This is a genomic window from Dietzia sp. ANT_WB102 (assembly GCF_008369165.1).
Lineage (GTDB): Bacteria > Actinomycetota > Actinomycetes > Mycobacteriales > Mycobacteriaceae > Dietzia.
This window is the reverse complement of sequence record NZ_VOBA01000001.1, coordinates 1,781,625-1,801,741: the sequence shown is the minus strand read 5'-3', so window position 1 is coordinate 1,801,741 and position 20,117 is coordinate 1,781,625. Positions and strand designations below refer to the sequence as shown.

Sequence of the window (20,117 nt, the reverse complement as noted above, 5' to 3'; positions counted from 1 at the left end):
GATGGCCACCATCACGCTGATCAACAAGAAGGAGAACCTCGACGGTTCTCTCCGCAAGCGCGTATTCGACATGCTCTCCAAGCTCCAGGCCAACGATACGGCCGCCGGTGCGCATGTGGAGCCAATCAAGAACGCCGCGGATCCGCGCATTCGCTCGGTGCGCGTCAACGACAAATTCCGATCGCTCGTATTCCGGATCGACGGTGGCGCCGAGACGCACTACGTCTACGTGGGGACGTTCCCGCACGATGACGCTTACGATGCCGCGGCGACCATGCAACTCCGGGTCAACCCGGTCAATGGTGTGCTCACGCTTGTCCGCGAGCAGGCTGCTGCGCTTGATGCCGAGTTGGCGGCAGCCGCAGAAAAGGAGAAGCAGGCCTCTCTCGCCGCGCAAAGGGCGGATCAGGCGATCCAGTCCGGCACCACCGCCGAGGCGGGCGTTGAAACTACGTCAAGGACCGAGGCCGCGGCGACAGCGGGATCACCGAAGGTCGCCGAGCCGGCCGCGGTATCGCCCGACCCGTCGTTCTCAACACTCACGGTGGAACAGCTCCACCAGGAACTCGGACTCGAGCCGAGTGTCTCAGCCCCTGCCCTGGCGACCACCACCCTGGCCGAACTCGAAGCCCGGATTGCGAACGTCGCCCCATGGGAGCGCGACGCATTGCTGGGTCTGGCAGTCGGGTACACGATCGACGAGGTTCGCAAGCAGCTCGCTCTCTCCGACGACGACGAAACTTCGCCAGAAGAATCCGACGACGAATTCGTTCGAGCGGTCACCAAGCCCGCATCCAAGATGCAGTTCACCTACCTCGGTGACAACCCTGACGCGACGGACGTCATGCGCGAGATCATCGAGAGCGGTGACTTCGAGGCGTGGACGACCTTCCTGCACCCCACACAGCGGGTCCTCGCGACCCGGTATCGCAACGGATCCTGGCGGGTCTCTGGCGGCGCCGGCACCGGTAAAACGGTCGTGGCGCTACACCGTACTAAGGCGCTTGTGGACGGGACCATCAACGGCCCAGTGCTCGAGGGGACGCCGCCAAAGGTGCTGCTCACCACCTTCACCAAAGTCCTCGCCGCATCGTTATCTCGTCAGCTGTCGGTTCTGGATGCCGATCTCCCGCGGGCGCAGACTCCAGGAGAGCCGGGAATCTGCGTGGCCGGGATCGACCAGACCACCATGACCGTCCTCCGACGTGCAACTCCGTCGCAGCTTGCGGCCGCAGCGCCTTCGGTCCTCGGCGAATCGATCCCGACTGTTCCTTCGCCCCTGTCCGATCAGGACGACAAAGAAATGTGGTTCGAGGCCGTCGACCGGGCTACTACCCGACCCGAGGGAGGCACGAGCACGCCAGAGTTCCTCCGCGGAGAGTTCGAGACGGTCGTTCTCGCGCAGAAGATCACCACCAAAGCCGGGTATCTCAAGGCCGATCGCACTGGCCGCGGCACACCATTGAACCGAAAGGCCCGCACCGCAGTGTGGTCCGTCATCGAGTCCTACCTCGCGATCGCTCGCCGAGAGAACAAGCACACCTTTCCCGTCCTCGGCTGTCTTGCCGCGGCTGTCCTCGACACCGTCGAAAAAGCAGGTGGCGGCCGCTTGCTGGACCACGTTGTTGTCGACGAAGCCCAGGACTTCCACGTCGGGCACTGGCGGCTACTCCGGGCGCTCGTCGCCGATGGGCCAAACGACCTCTTCATTGCGGAGGACGGACACCAGCGAATCTACGGACGCCCGACGAGGCTGTCCCACTACGGAATCAATATCCGCGGACGCGCCACCCGGCTCACGCTCAATTACCGGACCACGGCCGAGAACCTGGGATTCGCGATGGGCATTCTCGCTGGCGAGACGTTCGTCAACACCGACGGTGAAGCCGACTCCATCATCGGCTACCGATCTGCGCGGAGCGGACCAACACCCCAGGTGGCGCAAGCAAACACACTCGCCGGAGAGCTCGACGTAGCAGCGAAGCACATCCGGAAGTGGCAGGAAGACGACGAGGGTGCATCCATCGGCGTCCTCACCCACAACCGCCGGGACGTCGACCGGATTGTTGACGGCCTCGAAGACCGCAACATTGCTGTATCCACGGACGAAGGTGCTGGCGTTCACGTGACGACCATGCATTCCTCCAAGGGCATGGAGTTCACCCACGTCATCCTCGCCCGGGTCACCGAGGGAACAGTCCCGGCTCCACTTCGCAGTCGTGGGCTGACCGAGGAGGACCGCGACCACCTCCTCCGGCGTGAACGATCCCTGCTGTACGTCGCAGCGTCGCGAGCGCGCGATGAACTCGTAGTGACTACAGGGGCACAGCCCTCCCCACTCCTTCCAGAAGGCCTAGTCCCGGAGGCCTCCTGATGGAAACCCAAAACAAAGCACCCGAGGTGCAGTGGCAAGAAGCGTTTCCGCACTGGGCACCCGTCGCAGACCACGTTCCCGTGGGCGGACAGCAGAAAATCTCAGAGACCACCCCCGAGGACCGCGTCGAGACCATTCTTGAACTCGCAAGCGTGTACCCAGCTATTGGCGAGTTCACGCTAGGTGAGCTATACCCACTTGTTCCTGCCCGTTTCCGCTTCCGAGTCGATTCCACCGACCCATCCTCGAAGCGCGTGAGCTTCGCTTCTGTGGCGACCGTTCCTGCCGTTGACATTCTCCCCGCTCGGTCCCGCGCTGCCGCGCGCGCAGTGCACCGCACGCTTGCGCAAACCAACGCAGCCGCAGCAATCAGTGGCAGTGTTGACTGGCCGGCTGACGAGATCCTTTCCACAATAGGGTCGGGGTTCTTCGCTCTATATCCCACCGAGTTCTACGCGCTCGTTGATGTAGCGCTGCAGAATCGTGAGCGCACCACAGCCGATGCCTACGCAGCGCAGCACCTCGCGGTCGAGGACCTCGAGGACTACGCAAAAGTTGCCGCCTCTGTGGTCTACGAAGACGTGCTTTCTAATGGTGCGGTTGTCGACTGGTTGACCGGACTTCACACGGCGGGTGGGCGGCTGACAGCCACCAACCTTGCCCACTCTCACCCCCAACTCTTGCGGCGCCTCCCGCTTCTCCATTTGACGTTGATGGAAGCGGTTGCTGCGATTGACCCACGACTTTCGCTCGACGGAGGCGCGCTCAAGATCGACCCAGACGGCTCGCTGCCAATCGGGCTGTCGCCACGAGATCGAAGGGTTGTCGAATATGTCGCCGCCAACCCCGACGTCAGCAGCGTTGAGGCGGCCAAAGCCGTCGGCATGGACCTTCAGAGATTTAGCGCCCTACTCGAGAGCCATGCTTCGGTTGAAACTGCCTCAAGCATCCCCGTTCCAGACGACGATCATAATCGTCCAGGGCTAGACGAGTTGGCGCCATTTGACGAAGAATCCGCGTCCCCGGCAACTCCAGTCACAGACTCACCGGCAGCACGCACATTGGGGAACGAGGCAAGCCTCGACGAGTGGGAAAGCGTTCTCCGTGAACGGCTCGAAGGCGCTGTTCTAGCAGCCGATACCGATCTTTCCCCAGCAGAGCTCGACAATCTCCTCGACGTCTACGGCGAGCGGTACCGGATCGCCCGCAACCGACACACCACGGTTCCCCAATTCGTTCACCACTATCCGGCCGCCACTCTCCTTTCACTCGTCGGAATGGCATCCGTGGGATTGGAAAACAACACCTACTGGTCTGCCTTTTGGGAGCGTTTGAGAACGGAGCATAATTCGACGGACGAGAATGCATTCCGCCAGCAAGTCCGAGTACTGCTCGACCAGTTCGGCTTGGACCCAATCGATGGCCTGCCAAGGGACCGGCACGTCCAACGGCTCGCCATTCACGCAGGGATCCCCGCCTCGAGTTTCGACAAGCTGCTCGACGTTCTCACTACCTACGTTGCAGTTGTCGACAACTATCAAGATCGACCATTCAACAACTGGATCTTGGACCCCAGCCACGAAATCCAGTTCCATCAGCTGGATGCCAACACGCGATACTTCATCGAATACTCGGGCGATCGTGGACGCGAGATTCTTGCTGGCCTCACAGCAATCGTCTCTGATGCCGCCGAAGACCGGTACCGTGCGGAGGCCGCCGTTGACACCTCGTCAACCCCGCTCCCCGAGCTCATCCGGCTCGCGCTCAAAGACGCTTTCGCCCGCGCGGACATTGGCGAAGAAGTCCGCGCACGACGCCGACAGTCACGCCGCGCGCCGACGATCCACCTTGAAGCCGACAACAGCATCGTGGTTCGCCTTCCAGCGCCGCGAAGCCACACGTCGGTGCCATGGGCCGTCACCATTGATTCCGACGTTCGACACGTGTCGCCCGACAGATTCGCCCGCGACACCTCCGTTGATGTCCCTGCCGACCGTCCCGCACGTCGTATCGTTGTTTCTCACCCGTCGTTCAACGACCCAGTGGAAATGCGGCTCTTCGACCCGAAGTGCCCAATCATCGCATTCACTCCTGACGGCGAGCACGTCGCGATCAGCCAACGCCTGACGCGTGGAGAGCTCATCGTCGCCTTCCCCACGGACTTGACTGTTAGAGGTGAAGGCGAACTGGCCCCTCGGGTCGCCGGTCAGTACGGGACTCCCAACGGCTGGGCTGGCTGGCGTATCGAACACTGGGACCTCACCGGAACTGACGCAGTTCGGCTCCAATACGGGAACCATTCGCCAGTCGATCTGGCTGTAGGCAAGCGCGAGCTCCCGTATCTCTACGAATCTGAGGACGAGCCGCTGCCAATCCTGAACGGAGTTCTCCACGAGCGTCGTCCAGTCTTCGGCGCCCGGCCCTATATCGCGCTTCCCCCTCTCGGCTCCAACGACGTGGTCCCTTGGACAGTGAGATACCGGCGATCCGGCGCTCGTGAATGGACCGTCCAAGGCACGCACGCCTCCACCGAACTGATCGCCTGGGAACTATTCGAGGGCCATCCCGACCTACTTGGCCGGTTCGACATCTCCGTCACCGGTCCAGACGGCGCACGTTTCGATCAGAGCGTCTTTATCGCCGAAGGACTCGACATTGAGTACGACGACGACGTTCGCCTGCCCGAAGATGAGGGACTCACAGAGTTTGGCGCAACCCTTACATCCTCGTCCGAGTTACTCACGATTTCACCGACGCGACTCGAGTTTGACTCAAAAACCTCATCCCGTGAAATTCGGCTGAGTAGCGGCGGGGCAACCGCAACCGTCACTATTCGCCCGCCACGAGTGGAGTTCCGACTGACCCCCGTCGGTACCCTCCCTACCTGGAGCGATCGGCCAATCGGCATCCGCCCAGAATCACTCTCGCAAGCAACACTTGCGGTTCGGGGCGCTCCTGACAACGTTCGGCTCGAAGCAGTCGTCAAGGATGCCAGCGGAAAAATTCAGGCTCGCCTCGATCTCACCGACCAAACCCGCTCAGACATTCGCAAAGCGAATTCTGACCGGCTTGCCCCGGCCGCACGATCCGCACAGAGCGGTGACCTCATACTTCTCATGCACTACCCCGCGGGAGAGGGTACGTGGGAGGCCCCACTCGCACGTTTCAACACAGTAGGTCCCCGGGTCCGTATTGAGGCAGACGAGGATGAATTTTTAGTCAGCGGCCTAGCGACTTCGCAGGATGTGGTCCTCCACATCTGGCAAGTGGCCCGCCCGTGGATGGTCCCACTCTCCGTCCCTGTGATCGATGGGTGTGCCACGATCCCGGAGTCCGCACGGACCGTCGGCCCCCTACGGGTAACCCCGGTCATTGAAGACGCGTGGGACCCACAACCAGCGGAACCTCTTCCAACTAAATTCAGTGTCCGGTTCGACCGTCCAGGCGATTTCGGGGATAGTCCGACCGCAGGCCTATCGCGTTTCCTGGCTGGCGAGACCCCATATCCCCAAATCGTCCCGACTAATCCGAGGCTATGGCACGGTCTCGCGTACCTCGACAGAGGTCTCCTCGACCGACACGCGTCCCAGTTCAACATCCTTGCCGACTTCGTGTGTCGCAACGCCAGGCAAGCCACATTTGCCCTTGCGGAGTCCACACTTTCGACCCCAGAGAAGCTCGCGCTTTACATTCGTAGCGGTCTAGTTTTCGAATCAGTCGAGGTATCACGGCCCGGCACCCGACGGGGCGACCTCTCCGCCGAACCCTGGTTGGACATGATCGTCGCGATGGCCGATCTCAGACGCGCCGAATCAGGATTACGCGAGTGGCTTGAGCGTCGAATCCTGGAGATCGGAGGCCACAGCCTTACCCAGATTCTTACAACCGGTCAGGACCCACTCGCCGAGACTGCAGTGATCGATCGGGGCGCAGCGGCGCTCAGCAACAATCCGGAAATTCTTCGAGCAGAGCTCGCCAAACTCAAAGTCGTTCCGGGAGGTTTGGTCGACGCGGCCTCCCGCTATGAAGGCTACTTCTCGCTCTTCCAATTGCAGCACGACCAGGACAACTCCGTACTCACAGAGTTGTACAAGGTCACCGTGACCTCGAAATATCGTGTGATGAGCCAGCTTCGACGCTTCAAGAACTTATGGCACTACGTTGAGGTCCGCAGCGATCCTCTCGATGGTCTCGACCCGCACAAGTTTGCATGGGCCAGCGCAACCTATGTCAGCCTTGCATTGGCGCTCTTCGCGCGCCTCGTGGCAATTGGTAAAATCTCGTACCGCCGACACCCGGAGTTACTTCAAGCCTGGGCGGAATTCGCGCGAAAAGAACCGATGCAAACCATGATCGACCTTATCATTGCTGAAGCACTAGTCCGGCACGACAGATATCCCTCAATCATGACTTCCCCATGGCGAACCGATATCGAATGGGCTAACGCGATCGCTCTCGTATTTGACACAAACGCACCAGCAGTAACCGAGTAGGACATTATATGACTGACATTCTCGATCCGCTTGACACGGCCCGATCAATCGAATCGACATACAAGCGATACATCACCACCCTACTCAGCCCCAATGACTCTGATCTGCACGCCGCTTTCACCTCCGAAGTCACCAACACACGCAATCTCACCAAAGGCCCGCTGCTGGAAGCGACCCCGCCGTACGCCCCCGGCGCCTCGCTCGAACAGCTGATAGACGAGGGAGTACTTACCCAAGGTTTCCGGCGCCTGGAGAGCTCCGATTTGCCTCTGGGCCGCCCGCTGTATTTGCATCAGGAGCGAGCGATCCGCAAGGTGCAAGATGGACGGAATATTGTGGTCACCACGGGGACCGGCTCCGGCAAGACCGAAAGTTTCCTCCTCCCGATCTTCGACCACCTCATGAAGGAGAACGAAAACGGAACACTAGGCCCAGGCGTTAGGGCCCTCCTTCTTTATCCCATGAACGCGCTGGCAAACGACCAACTCAAACGATTGCGCTCATTGCTCGCCGGCATCCCCGAAATCACTTTCGGCCGGTACACCGGCGAGACCAAACAGACCCGTAAGGCCGCAGAATCCCACTTCAAATCCCTTCACCCTGGCCAGGAGCTGCTTCCCAATGAGAAGCTCAGCCGCGAAGAGATGCAGGAGCAGCCTCCACATATTCTGCTCACTAATTATGCGATGCTCGAATATTTGCTACTTCGACCGCGCGATATTGAACTATTCGCAGGACAGTCCTGGAGGTTTGTGGCCCTCGATGAAGCGCATGTATACGACGGGGCACAGGCCGCAGAAGTCGGGATGCTCCTGCGTCGGCTAAAGGACCGAGTTACTCCGTCCAGGCGCCTGCAATGCATCGCGACATCAGCATCACTCGATGGTGACCCCGACCAGGTCACGACTTTTGCGTCTGACCTGTTCAACGCTCCTTTCGAATTCGCCGACGATCCGTCTAAGCAGGACATCGTCCACGCCTCACGAATCCCACACACTGACGTACACACTTGGGCGATGACAGCTGAGCAACTTTCCGATGTTCTCGCTGGCAGGACTGACGAATGGGGAACCCCCGGAGCAGACGCCCCGGACCTAGCCAGCCTGGTGGAGCTATCTGGCCTGCAAGACGCCGGCTCCGCACTTGATCAAGAGGAACACGTTGTCGCGCTCCGCAGTCAGCTGGCTGAAGGACCGCGAGACATTCACCAGATTGCGCCTCAGGTGTGGCCGAACCGAGTGGATGCAGAGCGTCTACTCGAGGGGCTGGTACGACTCTGTGGGCAAGTGAAGCTCCCCAATGGGCATCCGGTACTTTCCGCCCGCTACCACTACTTCGTCCGCGCCACCGAGGGCGCGTTCACATGTCTGTCTCCGTCTGGGCCCCATGTGCGACTGGCTCGGCACGAACAGTGCCCAGAATGTGATGCAGCGGCATTTGAGTTCGCGACGTGCACGTCCTGCGGAACCGTATATCTGGCCGGTGAGATCGATGAAACTCACAGTTTGGTCCCGGTGAACGCCCGAGCGCTCAAAGCCCAGTGGTTTGCACTTCTCGATTCCGACGAGGTCATCGTCGACGAGGACGACGATTTGCTGGAAAAGGACGCCGCGGAGATCAACCCCCGGCTTAATTTTCTTTGCACGGGATGCGGGCATGTGTCAGACGTCCCTGTGCCAACGTGTGGACGCGAATGCGGCAAAGGCGAGATCCGACCGATTACTTCACTTCAGGTATCTAAAGCCGGACTGTCCACTTGCAACCACTGCGGCGCACGGAAGAGCAACCTCATTCGTCGACTCGACCTAGGCAACGACGCGCCCTCCGCCGTCGTGACCACATCCCTCTACCAGCAACTCCCTGTCGCACGTGACTCGTCGCGCGAGCTAGTCGGCGAAGGACGCAAGCTGCTCATGTTCAGCGACTCTCGTCAGGCTGCGGCATACGCTGCGCCTTACCTAGACTCAAGCTATTCGCGACTGATGCAACGAAGGTTGCTTGCACAGGTGCTCGAATATCCGCATTACGCCGAACATGGCGGCAGCGTCGCCGATGTCATCAGTGACGGTGTTGCCCGTGGCGAAGCGGCCCATCTGTTCGATCCGGCGGACACCAAGCGGACTATGGACCGCGAAGTCGGTAATTGGTTGATGGCGGACCTGGTCGGCACCGACGTTCGCCAATCGCTCGAAGGGCTTGGACTTCTACACGCTTCTTTCCGCATCCCCGCTGATGCGCCGCTTCCCAGCCCACTCGTTTCCGCTCTGGGTGAAGAAGCGGCAGTAGCGGTACTGCAACAGTTGGCTGCGATGACGCGTCGGCAAGGCGCGCTCACGATGCCCGACGGTGTCAACGCCAAAGACCAGATCTTTGCGCCCCGGAACGTCATCGTTTCCATCAATCAGGGAGGGTCAGACCGTCGAGCACAGCTACTTTCGTGGGAACCCACTCGTGGCACCAACAAGCGGTTGAACTATCTCCAGCGTGTCCTCGATACCGTAGGCAAAAAAGATCTGGCTTCTGAGTTCCTCGCCCGCTTGTGGGATTTCCTAACTCCGCCAGAAGCCCCGCAACGTCCAGGGTTCGGGTGGCTGCGCCCCAACTCGCCCAAAACTGGGGCATTTCAACTCGACCATCGCAAGCTTGAACTTCGCGCCGGAACGTCGGCATCGTGGTGGCGATGCAATGTGTGCCGCGCCCTCACTGCGCACAACGCCGCAAATATCTGTCCTACCTTGAACTGTGCGGGAACGCTGGTTGACGCCCGCGTACCTGACCTCGCAGATGAGTGGAATCACTACCGGCACCTATACCGGTCACTTCAGATTGCTCCGTTATCGGCTAAAGAGCACACCGCGCAGTGGACCGCCGAACAAGCCCTAGAGGTCCAGAATGACTTCATTCGGGGCAATCTCAACGTTCTATCGTGCTCGACGACGTTCGAACTTGGCGTGGATGTGGGCGACCTGCAGGCAGTAGTGCTTCGCAACATGCCGCCAAAGACCGCGAACTACGTTCAGCGAGCTGGTCGCGCCGGGCGACGGACCGATTCCGCGGCGTTCGTCACCACTTATGCCCAGCGGCGTTCTCGAGATTTGTCGCGGTTCCAGGATCCGACCGACATGATCAGTGGGATCATGCGCGTTCCCTGGGTGCCGATATCCAACGAGCGGATCGCGCGACGACACATCCACTCAATCGTCTTTGCTGAGTTCTTTCGCCACATGTTCGTTGAGCGCGGGATTGAGTTCCGCACGATCGCGGATCTTTTCTGTGCCGAGAATCCCGCACAGGAAATGTGGAGGGAGATCCGTCTATTCCTCGACCCGGTGCCACAGGCCATCGCCGATTCTGTAGCCCGGTCTGTACCAGTGCAACTTCATGATGAACTCGGTGTGGCAGACAACACCTGGGTAGCGCCCCTGCTCGATCTTCTCGATCAGATCGCAGATGAGATTCGCGTCGAGCGGCATCAATTGACCGAACTTCGCGAAAGCGCAGTAGGAGAGAAACAGTATCGGTTCGCCGATTTACTTGATCGGACACTGCGTACCGTCGAAAGCCGCCAAACGCTCGCCGTTCTGGCTCAGCGAAATGTCCTGCCCAAGTACGGATTCCCGGTGGACACAGTCGGTCTACGCACAAACCATTCTCCGGATCCCGCTGGCCAAAAGCTTGAACTCGACCGCGATCTTTCGCTTGCAATTCTCGACTACGCTCCCGGGAACCAGGTCGTTGCAGCCGGCAAGCTATGGACCTCGCGTGCCGTAGCGAAAAGACCTGGTAAAGCATTCGAGCGGAACGACTATCGAGTCTGCAAGTATTGCAGCGCGTTTCAAGCCGGTCTGGATCTGTCCAATGCAGCTCCGAACTGTGAGGTCTGCGGCAACGAATTCCGCGCCAACAACCTTCGCAAATTCATCATCCCGGAGTGGGGCTTCATTGCGGACCCCGAACCAGATTCGGTGGGTTCAGCCCCTCCCAAGAGGAGGACCGTTGGATCGTCCCATGTTGAAGATCCCGGCCATTCTCGTTTCATAGTCGAGCTCGTCGGAGGCACCGCAACCACTACAGTTACGGCGGGAGTTCGCGCAAAGATGGTTGTCCTCTCTGAAGGTATCGGCGGTGGTTTCCGGATTTGTACGACGTGCGGGTGGGGACGACCTCAGGACCAGGACAGGTCTACTTCTCACACAAACCCGCTTTCCGGCTCAGATTGCCGTGGCAGTTTTGACCTGGTATCACTCGGCCACCGCTACCAAACTGACAGCGCCGAGATTGTTGCTCGGGGATTGATTGATGCTGGCCATGACGCGATGCTTTCCTTGATGTACGCGCTCTTAGAGGGAGCATCTGAGGGGTTGGAAATTTCGCGCGATGACATTGACGCGACTCTTTCCTGGTCAAAAGGCGTGAGGTCGATCGTTCTCTACGACACCGTTCCAGCAGGAGCTGGTGCAGCGAAGAGCATCACAGAGAACATCACCCAGGTGATGGACGAAGCGCACCGTCGCGTAAGCGCCTGCGATTGCGGTATCGAAACCAGCTGCTTTGGTTGCCTACGAAACGCGTTCAACGACCGCGACCACGAAGTTTTAAGTCGTCAAGACGCCCTACGTCTTCTTGATCAGCTGCGGTCATATACAACCGTCACCCACACCGACCTGGCTGGAGAGACATCCGAGACTAGTGCGATCTGATCATCCTGTTGGAGAAGACCCCTTGTATACGCGCCCTGGGACGGGTGAACACGCATGCTCGCGGCAAGCATCGAGCGCCCCAGGACCCGATTCAAACGCTCTCTCCATGCTCCTCAGATGCGCAACACGACCTGTGAAGGCCGATGAACTACCGGTTCTGCAGTACCAATTAAGGTTCCCAGCCCAGGAAAATTGGACCGATTTCTATACCGTAATCTCCAACGCTGCTATACGCCGGTTTCGAGCGTTGACGAATGTTCGCGCGTTATCCAAGTAGCTCTTATAGGCTTCTAAAGTGTCCGGTAATCCGGTGCGGCTGAAGCCGTTAAAACACGTCATGAATCGGACCTTTTGCATATCTGGGTCGACTAAATCTTGGAGCAGAAAGAAGTCAACGAATCCACCGAAGTCGCAGAAGAGCTGGAAAAATTCAGCATTGGCGTCGATGACAGCCGACAGCGGACTCTCATCACCACTATAGTGCCGTCGAACACACTCAAGGGTCAGGTCGAACCTATCAGCAATCTTGAGGTTCAGACCTCGCATTCCGTTGATGGTCCCAGCCCCGGGCACCGTGGTGCTCGGCCAGATCATCATCCCTCCGATGGTGTAGCACTCCCGTTGAATCTTCTGCGTCTTCCAAAAGGGCGCCCGTGACACGATCGGCCCCATCCGCTTCCACCCGAGATACGTTGGGATCACCGAGTCGCTGGAGAGCGCGAAAGACCCGAGATGCGAGTCGTGACTCAAGTACCGCTTTGGAACATCGTCCATGAGGGTGAAGACCTGCCCAGATGGAAGTTCGCGACTCCACAGGGCCTTGTGATATCGCCGTAGCGTCGGGCTCCACGAATCGGGATCCTTGCCCACTGGGGTGTCTCTCCGAAAATCGAACCGCGTGTCGAGCGTTACGGGCACTTTCGTACCTCTCGTTCCGAACCAGCAATCCCGTACCCCCAGTCGGACTCGAACCGACACTGTGACGGTTTTAAGCCGTCTGCCTCTGCCAATTGGGCTATGGGGGCTTGCGGCCCACACGTGGTGTGAGCCTTCCGGCCTCGCCGAAGCGGGGCCGGGTGACGCGCTAGGCGCCCAGAGTCGCTCCATCAGCCGGCTAAGCGCGCCAGCACCGACATAGCGATCCCATCCAGAATATCCTTCTCGCTGACCGTGAGCTCACCAATCCCGGCCCGCTCCGCCATCACATCACACAGCGCAGAGGCGACCAGCGCCCCGCCCCCGATCACGTCCACGCGGCCCGGATGCATCGGGCCAAGACCCCTGCGTTCGGCCACCGGCGCGGCCACCATCCGATCGCACACCTCGCGCATCTGCTCCACGGTGATCACGGAGTTGTGAATGCGCTCGGGGTCGTACTCGGTCATTCCCTGCGCCAGCGCCGAGAGCGTCGTGAAGGTCCCGGCCACACCCACCCACCGCGAGGCCAAACCCAGCGGCAGGTCGGCGACCCCAGCGAACTCCTCTGCAATCGCCGCCCGGCCATTGGCGATCTCGGCCGCGGTCGGCGGATCGGAATGCAACGTCCGCTCCGTGATGCGCACACAACCCACGTCAGTGCTGCGCGCACCCAACAGCCGCGGCTGTCCGTCGACCAGCTCCCCCACCACGATCTCCGTGGACCCGCCGCCGAGGTCGGTCACCACGAATGGCCCATCTTCGGGCGACAGGTCCGCGACCCCGCCCGCAAAAGTCAGCTCGGCCTCGGTCTGCCCCGAGATCACCTCCGCCTGCGCGCCCGGAAAATGCTCACCCAGCACCTCGGCGGTCATGCCGAAGAACTCGTCCTTGTTCTCAGCATCGCGGGTAGCGGAGGTGGCGACCATCCGCACCGACTGCACACCGAGCTCAGCCATGGTCGAGGTGTAGTCGGTCAGAGCCGTCCGACACCGGGACAGCGCGCCGTCCGAGAGCCTGCCCGTCGCGTCGACTCCCTCGCCCAGCCGGATAATCCGCATCTCTCGGGTGACGTCCACCAGCCCGGCCTCACCGGGGATGCCCTCGGCCACGAGAAGCCGGATCGAGTTGGTACCGCAGTCCACAGCCCCCACGCGCACAGCGCCCGGACGGGACGAGCCGAGAACCGGATCGGAGGCGCTCACTGCTGGTCCATCGCGATGTAGTCGGGCACACCCAGCTCCTCGGGCGTCGGCCAGTCGGCGGGCAGGGCATTGCCGCGAAGCCCGGCCTCGCAGGCCAGCGCCACGGACTCATCGCCCAGCCGCACCACGCCCGGCCCCTCGGCCAGCGCGTACGCCATGAGCACGTGCAGGCACTTGACCCGCTCGGGCATGCCGCCTCCGGAGAAGTCCGTGCCCAAGTCCTCGATCTCATTGCGTTTAGCGAGGAACCGCTCGTGCGCCTGCCGGTAGTTGGCGTCCAGTTCGGGCTCGTTGGCGAGCCTCGTCGTCATCCCCCTCATGATCCCCGCCGACTCCTGCCGGCTCGCCTCGGCGGTGAGCCGTGGATCGGTGAGGTAGTACAACGTCGGGAACGGGGTGCCGTCCTCCAGCCGCGGCGCGGTCTTGACCACCCCGGGCTGGCCGTCGGGGCTGCGGTAGGACACCTCCAGCACGCCTCGCGGCGGCCGGCCCAGCTGGGCCTGGATCGCATCGAGGTCGGCTTGGGACACGCTCTGTTCCGCGCTCACGCTGGGGGGTCCTCCTGTGGTTGCTGTTGCTGGACGCCGCCCGGGATGGGGGCGGCCGGGCCCTCGCCTCCGGGCGCGCCGGGAACGACCGGCACCGGCGGGGTGTCAGGGCCGCCGGGGATGGACCTGCCCTCGAGCACTGTCGAATCCTCCGGCATGATCGGTTCGGCGGGCTCGGCGATCGAGTTCCACACCCGCGTCTGCCACGGCAGCGCCGCCAACTCGGCTGCCCGCTGCTCGGCCGCCGCCTGCTCGACCGGGTCGACCATCGACACCCGGTACGGGGTCTCCCCCGGCTTTACCGCGCCAAAGCGGATGCGGGCCTGCTGCTCGATGTACGCCGGGTCCGCCAACATCTGCTCCTCGGCCTCGAGCTCGGCGATCGTCGCCTCCAGCGCGGCCCGTTCCTGCGCCACGGTCTTCTCGTCCCGCAGGAACTGGTAGTGGTTACGCAACGGGAACGACACGGTGACGAGCAGCATCATGGCGACGACGGCGAGGAGCCCGATCCGCCGCGGGGTGTAGTTTCGCGGACCCAACAGGGTGTCGGACAGGTCGGTGCGCGTAGTGAGGCGATGGGCCTCCGGATGCGCGGTGGTGCCGACCCGGCCGGACCGGGCAGACGCCGGGACGGGCCGGTCCCGTTCGCGGCCCGGCGTGCGCCGGCGAGGCGTCTCCCGGCGGGAGGGGCCAGCAGGATGGTCGGCCCCGGCCCGACCCTCAGGTGCGGTGCCACGACCCGTGGCACTCCCCCGGTCCGCGGCGGCCCCGTGACCCGCCCCGCCGGCCCGGCGCCGGATGGCACCCGACCCCTCCCCTGGCCGCCGGGACGCCGCACGATCGCGTGCGTCTCCCCGACGGTCCGAGGGGCGAGGCGGGCGGGCCATAAGCCATCCTTTCCGACTACTGAGCTATCAGTCTGCCGAGCTGTCAGCCTGCGGGCCTGACGGCGCTGCGGGGGCCGTCAGGCGGTGAAGCGCGGGAACGCCCCGGTGCCGGCGTACCGGGCGGCGTCGCCGAGCATCTCCTCGATGCGCAGCAGCTGGTTGTACTTGGCCACGCGCTCCGAGCGGGCCGGGGCGCCGGTCTTGATCTGGCCGCAGTTGCAGGCCACCGCGAGGTCGGCGATGGTCGTGTCCTCAGTCTCGCCGGAGCGGTGGCTCATCATCGAGGCGTAGCGGTTGCGGTGGGCCAGGTCCACGGCGTCCAGCGTCTCGGTGAGGGTGCCGATCTGGTTGACCTTGACCAGCAGCGCGTTGGCGGCGCCCCTGGAGATGCCGTCGGCCAGGCGTTGCGGGTTGGTGACAAACAGGTCGTCGCCCACGATCTGGACCTTGTCGCCGATCATGTCGGTGAGGGTCGTCCAGCCGTCCCAGTCGTCCTCGTCGAGCGGGTCCTCGATGGAGACCAGAGCGTACTTGTTCACGAGCTCGGCGTAGACGTCGGCCATCTCGGCGGCAGAGAGCTGCTTGCCCTCGAAGTGGTATTTGCCGTCCTTGAAGAACTCGGTCGCCGCGACGTCGAGTGCGAGGGCGACGTCGGTGCCGAGCGCGTAGCCGGCCTTCTCGATGGCCTCGACGATGAGGTCGAGCGCTGCGGTGGTGGACTCGACGGAGGGGGCGAACCCGCCTTCGTCGCCCAGGCCGGTCGACAGGCCACGGTCCTTGATGACGGTCTTGAGGTGGTGGTACACCTCGGTACCCATACGCAGGGCCTCACGGAACGTGGGCGCACCGATGGGGGCGATCATGAACTCCTGGACGTCGACGCCCGAGTCGGCGTGGGCGCCACCGTTGAGGATGTTCATCATGGGCACGGGCAGCACGTGTGCGTTGGCGCCGCCAACGAAGCGGTACAGCTCGAGGCCAGCGGACTCGGCGGCGGCGCGGGCCACGGCCAGCGAGACACCCAGCACGGCGTTGGCGCCGACAGTCGACTTGTTGGGGGTGCCGTCGGCGTCGAGGAGGGCCTCGTCCACCAGACGCTGCTCCTCGGCCGGGATTCCGATCACAGCGGGGGCGAGGACGTCCAGCACGGCCTCGACGGCCTTGGTGACGCCCTTACCCAGGTAACGGTCGTCCCCGTCGCGCAGCTCCACAGCCTCGTGGGCGCCCGTGGAGGCACCGGACGGCACGGCGGCGCGGCCGAACGAGCCGTCGTCCAGAAGCACCTCCACCTCGACGGTGGGGTTGCCTCGCGAATCGAGGATCTCCCGGGCTCCGACCTGCTCGATAAGCGCCATCTGTGCTCCTTGGGGGAAGTTCGTGGATCGTGTCAGGGGTCGGCACTACTCCACCAGGCGCAGCACCGCAGGCCATTGTTCCACGTCGGTGATCGCGGCGGGCCGAGGCGGCGCCGGGGGGCGTGCCACCCAGCCCCCTCCCCGCACTCCCCGGGTTGCGCGTGCCCTATGTACGCCGCCTGCCCGGGTGCGCGTCCGGAGTGGTCCATTCCGGGCGCGCACCTTGTCAGAGACGTGCAGGCAGCTACCGCCTCGGCGAACGTGGCCACTACGGTCACCAGGATGACGAAGGCGTGGGTTATCCGGTCGGGGAAGTTCGGCGAGCGCGACCATGTGGCACTCACCTCTCTTCACTGTTTCGGCCGCCACCAAGCCGACTACGTGACCGGGCTCGAACGGCGGTGACAAAACAGCCGATCCCGAGGTCGACTATGGGCGAAAATTCGAGTGCCATGCGACTTCCTTAAGCGGCGATGCTCGTCGTCGTCACCGATACGGCCCCGCCCCCCCCAGCTTCCCAAACCGTGCCAGTCACCACGACCAGGGCCGGAAGTCCCTGGTCTCGTGGGCCCAAAGTCCCCGGTGCCGGTTGCGCAAGGGACTGCCGGCCGGGGCCGAAAGCGCCCACGATGAACCTGTGGACTACGTACTCGATTTCTCGGACCTCGACCTCGACGCCGCCGGCACCGTCGGCGGCAAGGGAGCCAATCTCGGGGTACTGACGTCGATCGGGCTGCGGGTCCCGACCGGCTTCGTCCTGGCCGCAGACGCCTTCACCGTCTCGATGGATCACGCCGGCGTCCGCGGTGAGCTCCTCGACACCCACCGTCGGGCACTCGACGTGCACGACGACCCCACGGCGGTCGACGAGGCCTGTTCAGAGATGAGAGGGCTGGTGGAGCGGGCCGGGATGGCACCGGACGTGCGGCTGGCGCTGCTCGAGGCGTACCGCGCGCTGGGGGACGACGCGCCGGTGCCCGTCGCGGTGCGCTCGTCGGCCATCGGCGAGGACGGCGCGACCACATCGTTCGCCGGGATGAACGAGTCGTTCACCAATGTCTCCGGCGAGGACGAGGTCATCGACGCCGTCGGGCGATGCTGGGCCTCGCTGTTCACCCCACGTGTCATCGCCTACCGCACGGGCCGGGGCCTCACCGCCGATCCGGTGATGGCGGTCGTCGTGCACCGCATGATCCCCTCGGTGATCGCCGGGACCGTCTTCACCGCTGATCCCGTGACCGGGAATCGCGAACACCTGATGGTCGAAGCCGTTCGCGGTCAGGGAGAGGCGGTGGTCTCGGGCGCGGTCATCCCCGAGACTTTCGTGGTGTCGAAGTCGGACCTCTCCGTGGTTTCCAGATCCGCGGGACGACAGGACTTCCAGATCGTTCGGGGCGCCGACGGGCGCGACCGCCGAGAACCCACACCCGAAGCCGTGAATTCCGGTTCGATCCTGGACGAGGAATCCCTGCGGTCCATCGCCTCGATGGCGGTGACCGCCGAGACCCACTACGGATGTCCCCAGGACATGGAGTGGATCATCGACCCGGACGGGGAGACGTGGATCCTGCAGTCCCGGCCGATCACCACCCTCGACGGCACGCCCTCCGGGGCATCCCCCGCGGCGACCCCTCATTCCGGGACGCGGCGACACGCCGCCGCGGACCGGACAGTCGTGTCCGGCCTGCCCGCATCGCCCGGTGTGGTGACGGGCCCAGTGCGCCTGCTGACCTCACCGTCCGAGGGGCACCGGTTGGCCGAGGGCGAGGTGCTCGTCGCGCCGATGACCGATCCGGACTGGCTACCCGCCATCCGACGAGCCTCGGCGCTGGTGACCGACCAGGGCGGGATCACGTGCCACGCGGCGATCGTCGCCCGTGAGGTCGGGGTCCCGTGCGTCGTCGGCACGGTCTCGGCGACCGAGAAGCTCGTCGACGGCGACATCGTCACCGTCGACGGGGACATCGGCGAGGTCCGGCTCGGCGCGGACCCGAGCCCCATCCACGTGCCCCACACTCGTCCCGCCGGGGTCGCCTCGGCGGGACCGGAAACCACGGCAACGAAGATCTACGTCAACCTCGCCACGGTCGACCGGGCCGCGGAGGTGGCGGCGACCGACGTCGACGGCGGCGGACTACTCCGGGCGGAATTCCTGCTCACCGAGGCACTGTCCGGGCGACACCCCCGGGCGGTGATCGCCGACGGCGGGGCGGCCGACTTCGTCGCGACCATGTCCGAGGCGCTCAGCGCCATCGCGGGCCCGTTCGGCACCCGCCCGGTCATCTACCGCACCACCGACTTCCGGACCAACGAGTTCGCCAAGCTCGACGGCGGCGAAGCCTACGAGCCGGCAGAACGGAACCCGATGATCGGCTTCCGGGGCTGCTACCGCTACATCCGCGACCCGGAGGTGTTCAACCTGGAGCTCGAGGCGCTGGCGCTGGCCCGCGAACGGCACCCCAACCTCCACGTGATGTTGCCGTTCGTCCGCACCCGGTGGGAGCTCGAACATTGCCTGGGGCTCCTCGATGCGAGTCCCCTCGGCCGGCAGCGCGGGCTCCACCGGTGGGTGATGGCCGAGGTGCCCTCGGTGACGTACTGGCTGCCCGCCTACATCGACGCGGGTATCGACGGGGTGTCCATCGGGAGCAACGACCTCACCCAGTTGATCCTCGGGGTCGACAGGGATTCGCAAACCTGCGCGGAACTGTTCGACAGTAGTGATCCGGCCGTCCTCGACGCCATCTCGACCATCATCGGTATCGCCCGCTCGCGCGGCATCACGTCCTCGCTGTGCGGACAGGCCCCCTCGACCGACCCGACGTTCGCCGAGCATTTGGTCCGGATGGGCATCACCTCGATCTCCGTCAACCCCGACGCGGTGCCCGCAGCCCGCCGCCACATCGCGCAGGCGGAGCGCCGGCTGTTGACCGAGGCGGCGCTCAGGTCATGACCCCGCCGCCGCGGGTTCCTTACTCGCGGCCCCGGTCGACGACCCGCGCCGCGTAGAGCGCGGCCTGGGTCCGACGTTCCATCCCCAGTTTGGTCAGGAGACGGGAGACGTAGTTTTTCACCGTCTTCTCCGCGAGATGCATCCGCTCGGCGATCTGTCGGTTGGTCAGCCCCTCACCCAGCAGGGTGAGCAGGGTGTGTTCCTGCGGCGTCAGTCCCGCCAGCGGCCCTGTCTCCTCGCCCTGACGGCGGCGCAGCCGGTCCATGAGGACGGCCGCCGCCCGGTTGTCCAGCATGGACCGGCCCTGCCCCACGTCGGAGACGGCCTTTGCCAGTTCCATCCCGGTGATGTCCTTGACCACGTAGCCGCTGGCACCGGCCAGGATGGCGTCCATCATTGCCTGGTCCTCCGTGTACGACGTGAGGATGAGACAGCGCAGCCCCTCGACCTTGTCCAGCAGTTCGCGACACAGTTCGATGCCGTTGCCGTCGGGGAGCCGGACATCGAGGACGGCGACATCCGGGCGGAGCGCTGGTATCCGTGCCAATGCCTGGGAGCACGAGTCCGCCTCACCGACGACGGTCAGGGTGGGGTCCGCGTCCAGCACCTCGATCAGGCCACGACGCACTATCTCATGGTCGTCGACGAGGAATACGGTCGTCATCGCGGCGCCTCCCGAGGCGGATG

10 protein-coding genes and 1 tRNA gene are annotated in these 20,117 nt (G+C 63.4%); 4 read left to right on the top strand and 7 right to left on the bottom strand.

Annotation, left to right across the window (positions count from 1 at the left end):
• Window position 1 precedes the first annotated feature (1 nt).
• From FQ137_RS08325 to FQ137_RS08315, 3 genes are read left to right on the top strand one after another with little or no spacing between them, the layout of a single operon-like run.
• Entirely contained in the window at window positions 2-2,374 is a 2,373-nt protein-coding gene (locus FQ137_RS08325) for a 3'-5' exonuclease (RefSeq protein WP_188064841.1), read from the top strand.
• Window positions 2,374-6,867, top strand: a complete 4,494-nt coding sequence (locus FQ137_RS08320; protein ID WP_149291967.1) for a hypothetical protein — start codon at window positions 2,374-2,376, stop codon at window positions 6,865-6,867. The genes FQ137_RS08325 and FQ137_RS08320 overlap by 1 nt, the downstream gene beginning before the upstream one ends.
• Window positions 6,868-6,875: 8 nt before the next feature.
• Complete coding sequence (locus FQ137_RS08315) at window positions 6,876-11,567, top strand: DEAD/DEAH box helicase (protein ID WP_149291966.1); 4,692 nt, start codon at window positions 6,876-6,878, stop codon at window positions 11,565-11,567.
• Window positions 11,568-11,771: 204 nt separating this feature from the next.
• On the opposite strand, the gene FQ137_RS08310 is transcribed toward FQ137_RS08315, so the two are convergent.
• The 6 genes from FQ137_RS08310 to eno form a co-directional block, all read right to left on the bottom strand.
• Window positions 11,772-12,437 (bottom strand): hypothetical protein, encoded by a 666-nt coding sequence (locus FQ137_RS08310; RefSeq protein WP_149291965.1) that lies wholly within the window; start codon window positions 12,435-12,437, stop codon window positions 11,772-11,774.
• A gap of 81 nt (window positions 12,438-12,518) precedes the next feature.
• Window positions 12,519-12,592, bottom strand: a tRNA-Leu gene (locus FQ137_RS08305).
• A gap of 81 nt (window positions 12,593-12,673) precedes the next feature.
• Window positions 12,674-13,687, bottom strand: a complete 1,014-nt coding sequence (locus FQ137_RS08300) for a Ppx/GppA phosphatase family protein (RefSeq protein ID WP_304506052.1) — start codon at window positions 13,685-13,687, stop codon at window positions 12,674-12,676.
• Complete coding sequence (locus FQ137_RS08295; RefSeq protein ID WP_149291964.1) at window positions 13,684-14,235, bottom strand: DUF501 domain-containing protein; 552 nt, start codon at window positions 14,233-14,235, stop codon at window positions 13,684-13,686. The genes FQ137_RS08300 and FQ137_RS08295 overlap by 4 nt, the downstream gene beginning before the upstream one ends.
• Window positions 14,232-15,122 (bottom strand): septum formation initiator family protein, encoded by an 891-nt coding sequence (locus FQ137_RS08290; RefSeq protein WP_149291963.1) that lies wholly within the window; start codon window positions 15,120-15,122, stop codon window positions 14,232-14,234. The genes FQ137_RS08295 and FQ137_RS08290 overlap by 4 nt, the downstream gene beginning before the upstream one ends.
• 77 nt (window positions 15,123-15,199) lie before the next feature.
• Window positions 15,200-16,477: a phosphopyruvate hydratase gene (gene eno, locus FQ137_RS08285; RefSeq protein WP_149291962.1), complete on the bottom strand. Its 1,278-nt coding sequence runs from the start codon at window positions 16,475-16,477 to the stop codon at window positions 15,200-15,202.
• Between the two features lie 637 nt (window positions 16,478-17,114).
• Here eno and ppsA point away from each other — a divergent pair.
• Window positions 17,115-19,430: a phosphoenolpyruvate synthase gene (ppsA, locus tag FQ137_RS08280; protein WP_149291961.1), complete on the top strand. Its 2,316-nt coding sequence runs from the start codon at window positions 17,115-17,117 to the stop codon at window positions 19,428-19,430.
• Between the two features lie 19 nt (window positions 19,431-19,449).
• Here ppsA and FQ137_RS08275 read toward each other — a convergent pair whose 3' ends face one another.
• A complete protein-coding gene (locus FQ137_RS08275; RefSeq protein WP_149291960.1) occupies window positions 19,450-20,094 on the bottom strand; it encodes a response regulator transcription factor in 645 nt (214 codons plus the stop codon).
• Window positions 20,095-20,117 lie beyond the last annotated feature (23 nt).